A 5,062-nucleotide genomic window follows, 5' to 3' on the forward strand; every position below is an offset into this window, starting at 1 on the left:
GAAGCGTCCGGCGGGCGTGGCGGCCCGCATTTCAGATGGGTACAACGAACATGAAAGCGTATTTGATCTCGCTCGTGGCCGGCATGGTGGTCGGTTTGATCTACAGCGTGATGCAGGTGAAATCGCCCGCGCCACCGACAGTCGCACTGGTCGGCCTGCTCGGCATGCTGGCCGGCGAGCACGCGATCCCCTTCGTACGGACCTGTCTGGCCGCCGGCATTCATTGACCTGCGATTGGCGTGCCATCGACGTCTGCTTGACGGCCGATCGACGGCCGCATCGATCTCCGCTCGCACCGATACCTTTTCCATCACCGGGCGCCTCGCGCTAAGATTGAGGCCCCCAGGCCGACGGCCCGCGCTTGCGGCGTCGCCCGCGCATGTGCCAACACCGTGCGCAGCGCCAGGGGACCACAGGAACAGCTGGCTCGGAGAATTGGATGTCTGAAGAATATGAAGTGCATGGTCCGCACGACCATGCGGTTGAACACGCCGGCCACCACGACGCGGACCCGTTTGCGAGCCGCATGGCCGTGATGACGGCAATCCTCGCGACGATCGGCGCATTGTGCGCCTACCAGAGCGGCAACAGCGAAAATCTGGCGCTGTACTACAAGAACGAAGCCGCCATCAAAAAGACCGAAGCGTCGAATCAATGGAACTACTACCAGGCGAAGGGCGAGAAAGAAAATCTCGCTGAACTCGGCGCGGCGCTGTCGCTCGGCAATGCCGACGCGCACGCGAAGTTCGTCGCCGACGTCGACAAATACAAGCAGCAGAAAGAGCCGATCCGCGCGAACGCTGAAGCGATCGAAAAGGAAGTCGTGAACAACGACGCCAAGAGCGAAGTATTGCTGCACGGCCATCATCGCTGGGCGCAGGCTACGACCTTGATTCAGGTCGCGATCGCCCTGTGCGCGATCACGTTGCTGACACGCAGGAAATGGCTGCGCAATCTGTCGTTCGGTGTGGCCGCTGCGGGTGTGGTCACTGCGGCGATGGCATTCTTCGCGGGGTGATAGTGCGGGCGGCGTGGGTTGCGTTCTCGGCGTCGGTATCGTATTCACCGCGTTTCCGTGGCTAGCGCTTGCGGTGAAAATAGCCGGCGCCGGTTATCTGATCTGGTTCGGCGGACGCCTGATTGCGAGTGCCTCAGCAGGCAAGTCCACGCAAAGCCTGCAAGCGTCGGCAGGCGGCTTTCGGCAAGCATTCGCGCAACGCTTCGCGACCAACATCGCGAATCCGAAGTCGATGGCGTTCTTTGCCGCGGTGTTCTCGTCCGCCGCGCCGCCGCATGTCAGCGTGGGCACATTTGCCGCGATGCTCGGCATGGTCTGCGTCGTGGCGAGCAGCTGGTATGGCTTTGTCGCGCTGACGTTGTCGCATGCGCGGATTGCCTCGGCGTATCGGCGCTGCAAGGCGTGGATCGATCGCGTGTGCGGCGGACTCATCGTTGCGTTGGGCGTGCGCCAGTTGATCCGATAGGTTTCTTGCCTCTCATCCATCTCAACTTCAAGTCAGTCCTAGAGTCCTCCGCGCGCCAATTTGTCCTGAGTCAAAGTCGCGCGGATCGGATGCTCAGTAGTCCAATTTCATGACATAAATAAAGGGCGCCGCGATCCTGGATCGCGTGTCCGCGCCGCAGTACCAGGCGCAACCCGTCATGGAGGACTCACCGTGAAACCATCCCCTGATGCTGCCGACGACCTCGTCGCCAACCTCGACGAAAGTATTCTGCTTCCGCAACTCGGCTGCCCGGCAGGCGAGATCGGCGTGGCAGTCGGCGACATGCTGGAGCGCACCAATCTGCCCGTGATCGACGCAGCCTTCGATCTGCTCGACCTGCACGCCAACGAGCGGATCCTCGAGATCGGCTTAGGCAACGGCGGCCATATCCCGTCTGTGCTGGATCAAGCCGCGGGACTTCGTTTCACCGGCGTCGACATATCGTCAACCATGATCGCCGAGGGCCGCCGCCACAACGCAAGCTTCATCCGCAGTGGCCAGGTCCGGCTCGAAACCGCCGACGTGATGTCCATGCCGTTCCCGTCCGGTTCATTCGACAAAGCCATTGCGATCAACACGACGTATTTCTGGCGCGATCTGATCGGGGGCTTGAAGGAAACACATCGCGTGCTGCGCGCGGGCGGCATGTTGGTGATCGCGGCCATCACGCCTCAAGCGGCTGAGGTAATGCCGTTCGCCAAATACGGTTTCACCATCGACGATGCCGCCTCACTGGAAGCCGCCTGTCTTGCGGCCGGCTTCGAGCGGATAGGCATCACGCGTTACGTCGAGCCGCTGCTCAATCCGCCGCAAGAATTCGGCGCACGCGAGTTCTATCTGTTGTGGGCCTGCGCTGGCTGACGCCGCGCTCAACCACTCCCGCTTGATGCAAAGCGCCACTCAATGCGCGGTACCGCGCGCAGCACGCTCGAGCAACAACGCGCGCTCGCGCGCGTTGCGCGTCATATCGGCAGCGCGTGCGAATTCGGCGCGTGCCTCTTCCATGCGGCCGAGTTTTTCCAGCAGATCGCCGCGCACGCTCGGCAACCAGTGATAGTTCGCGAGCGCCGCGTCGGCCGCGAGCGCATCGACGATTTCCAGACCGGCTGCCGGCCCGAATGCCATGCCGACCGCCACCGCCCGATTCAACTCGACCACGGGTGAAGGCGCCACCTGCACCAGCGCGTCATACAACGCGACGATCTGCGTCCAGTCGGTCTCTTCGGCGCGGCGGGCGCGTGCATGACACGCGGCCAGCGCGGCCTGCAATGCATAGGGTCCACTCGCGCCGCCCAACGCGTGCGCGGTACCGAGCGCGGTCAGCCCACGGCGGATCAGGAGCGGATCCCAGCGGCTGCGGTCCTGATCGAGCAGTAGCACCGGCCTGCCCTCGGCATCGGTGCGCGCACGTGTGCGCGACGCCTGGATTTCGATCAACGCGACGAGGCCATGCACTTCGCTTTCGTCAGGCACGAGCCCGCTCAGCACGCGCCCCAGCCGCAGCGCTTCTTCGCACAACGCCGGACGCATCCAGTCGTCGCCGCCGGTGGCCGAATAGCCTTCGTTGAAAATCAGATAGATCACTTGCAGGACCGACGCGAGCCGCGCCGCACGCGCGTCCGCTTGCGGCACCTCGAACGGCACCTTGGCCGCCGACAGCGTACGCTTGGCCCGCACGATACGCTGCGCGATGGTCGGCTCGGGCACGAGAAACGCACGCGCGATTTCGTCCGTGGTGAGGCCGCCGAGCAGGCGCAATGTCAGCGCGACGCGGGCGTCGGTGGACAACACCGGGTGGCAAGCGGTGAACACAAGCCGCAGCAGGTCGTCGCCGATATCGTCGGCGCGCGCGGCATCGAGGGAATCGACGAAATCCGGCACGAGATGCGCCTCCATTGCGTCGAGATCATGGCCCAGTTCTTCGCGCTTGCGGGCATGCAGCGCTTCCTGACGCAAGCGGTCGAGCGCGCGGTTCTTTGCGGTCGCCATCAGCCACGCTCCGGGATTGTCGGGTACGCCCGCGTCTGGCCAATGTTCGAGCGCCGCCACCAGCGCGTCCTGCGCCAGTTCTTCGGCGAGCCCCACGTCACGCACCATGCGCGCGACGTGGGCGATGACCTTGGCGGATTCGATCCGCCAGACTGCCTCGATGGCACGATGGGTGGCCGGTTTTGTCACAGGATCAGCCCGCTGCCTTGGCGTTCGGGTCCATGTAGATCAGCTCCCAGATGTGTCCGTCGATATCCTCGAAGCCGTGCCCATACATGAAGCCATAGTCCTGCGGCGCGCGCGGCACCGTGCCGCCGGCGGCGAGCGCCTTCGCGACCAGCGCGTCCACCTCGCCCCGGCTTTCGCACGACAGGCCCATCAACGCCTCGGTATTTTCCTTGGGATTGCAAAGCGACTTGCGCGTGAAGGACTTGAACAGGTCCTTGACCAGCAGCATCGCGTAGAGGTTCTCGCCGAGGATCAGACACGCGGCCTGCGCGTTGGTGAATTGCGCCTCGAAGCTGAAGCCGTTCGCGCTGAAAAATGCCTTCGACCGTTCGAGGTTGTCGACCGCGAGATTGACGTAGATCTGTTTGTGCATGATGGCATCCGTCGAGATCAATGTTTGGCCGCGTTCAGTTCACGCAAGCGCTCCGCTTCAGGCCCGGGTTCGAAGTCCTCGCGCTCATACAGTTGCCGCACCTCGATTTCGCCGTCGGCCTGGTCGCCAAACGGCGCGGGGAAGCGTCGCGCCCATTCCATGGCTTCCTCGCGGGAGCGAACCTGAATCAGCGTATAGCCGGCGATCAGTTCCCTGGTTTCCGCGAACGGGCCGTCGACGACCGTGCGCTTGCCGCCGCTGTAGTGGACCCGCCAGCCTTTGGCGCTGGGTTGCAGACCGGTTGCGTCGAGCAGCACGCCGGCCTTGGCCAGTTCTTCGTGGTACGCGCCCATCGCGGCCATCAGCGCTTCGTCCGGCGCCCCGCCGGCTTCGCTGACGGCTGTCGCCTTCACCATGATCATGAATCGCATCGCAAACGCTCCGTGGGGTCGTGGCAAGTGAAGAGCCCGCTGGCTCCTTATTCACACGACGAGCGATGCGCGGCCGGATCGACATGTTTGTCGTCGGCCAGGGAAAACCCCGGCAACCAGCCGCGGATGGCTGAACCGCCTACATGAAGCAAGGTCCCAGTTTGCGGACTTCGACGGTGCACCACGAGGCTGCCGGGCAAGCTTGAGCAATTGCCACCGCTTCTTCGCGGGTTTCGCAATCGAGCAGAAAGAACCCGCCGATCATTTCCTTGGCTTCGGCGAACGGGCCATCGAGCAGTTTCGACTGACCGTCGCGCACCTGCACGCGCACGGCGTCGCTGGCGGAGGTCAACGATTCGGCGGCCTGCAGTTTGCCGCGCTCCTTGAGGTCGGCGGCGAAGCGCAGCATCTGGTCATAGACCTCGCGCCCCGCCTGCTCGCCGCGTTCGATGCGTTGATTCGGGGGTTCGACGATCAGCAGCATGTAAGACATGACGTCTCCGATTGATCGCGCCGTGGACGTGAACGCCAGCCAG

General features: G+C 63.8%; 7 protein-coding genes and 1 pseudogene. 4 read left to right on the top strand and 4 right to left on the bottom strand.

The window, feature by feature from the left end; translation table 11 throughout:
• The 4 genes and pseudogenes from QOC89_RS26315 to QOC89_RS26330 form a co-directional block, all read left to right on the top strand.
• The coding region (locus QOC89_RS26315; protein WP_323047704.1) for a DUF1427 family protein at positions 1-227 on the top strand (227 nt) is incomplete at its 5' end.
• Between the two features lie 212 nt (positions 228-439).
• The gene (locus tag QOC89_RS26320) at positions 440-1,018 is read left to right on the top strand and encodes a DUF4337 domain-containing protein (protein ID WP_323047705.1); all 579 of its coding nucleotides are present in this window, start codon (positions 440-442) and stop codon (positions 1,016-1,018) included.
• Between the two features lie 22 nt (positions 1,019-1,040).
• Positions 1,041-1,484 (top strand): annotated as a pseudogene (locus QOC89_RS26325) (LysE family translocator); the annotation flags it as partial.
• Positions 1,485-1,676: 192 nt separating this feature from the next.
• Entirely contained in the window at positions 1,677-2,366 is a 690-nt protein-coding gene (locus QOC89_RS26330; RefSeq protein WP_323047706.1) for a class I SAM-dependent methyltransferase, read from the top strand.
• 39 nt (positions 2,367-2,405) lie between these two features.
• Here QOC89_RS26330 and QOC89_RS26335 read toward each other — a convergent pair whose 3' ends face one another.
• From QOC89_RS26335 to QOC89_RS26350, 4 genes are all read right to left on the bottom strand, one after another.
• Positions 2,406-3,683 (bottom strand): RNA polymerase sigma factor, encoded by a 1,278-nt coding sequence (locus QOC89_RS26335; RefSeq protein ID WP_323047707.1) that lies wholly within the window; start codon positions 3,681-3,683, stop codon positions 2,406-2,408.
• A 4-nt stretch (positions 3,684-3,687) separates the two neighbouring features.
• The gene (locus QOC89_RS26340) at positions 3,688-4,095 is read right to left on the bottom strand and encodes a VOC family protein (protein ID WP_323047708.1); all 408 of its coding nucleotides are present in this window, start codon (positions 4,093-4,095) and stop codon (positions 3,688-3,690) included.
• Between the two features lie 17 nt (positions 4,096-4,112).
• Positions 4,113-4,526: a YciI family protein gene (locus tag QOC89_RS26345; RefSeq protein WP_323047709.1), complete on the bottom strand. Its 414-nt coding sequence runs from the start codon at positions 4,524-4,526 to the stop codon at positions 4,113-4,115.
• 139 nt (positions 4,527-4,665) lie between these two features.
• Positions 4,666-5,019, bottom strand: a complete 354-nt coding sequence (locus QOC89_RS26350) for a YciI family protein (protein WP_323047710.1) — start codon at positions 5,017-5,019, stop codon at positions 4,666-4,668.
• Between the last annotated feature and the right edge of the window lie 43 nt (positions 5,020-5,062).

The organism is Paraburkholderia sp., assembly GCF_034668105.1.
Taxonomy (GTDB): Bacteria; Pseudomonadota; Gammaproteobacteria; order Burkholderiales; family Burkholderiaceae; genus Paraburkholderia.

Coding starts and splice junctions, on each gene's coding strand:
- QOC89_RS26345 (WP_323047709.1), bottom strand. CDS start 4,526: ATGCGATTCATGATCATGGTGAAGGCGACAGCCGTCAGCGAAGCCGGC.
- QOC89_RS26320 (WP_323047705.1), top strand. CDS start 440: ATGTCTGAAGAATATGAAGTGCATGGTCCGCACGACCATGCGGTTGAA.
- QOC89_RS26340 (WP_323047708.1), bottom strand. CDS start 4,095: ATGCACAAACAGATCTACGTCAATCTCGCGGTCGACAACCTCGAACGG.
- QOC89_RS26350 (WP_323047710.1), bottom strand. CDS start 5,019: ATGTCTTACATGCTGCTGATCGTCGAACCCCCGAATCAACGCATCGAA.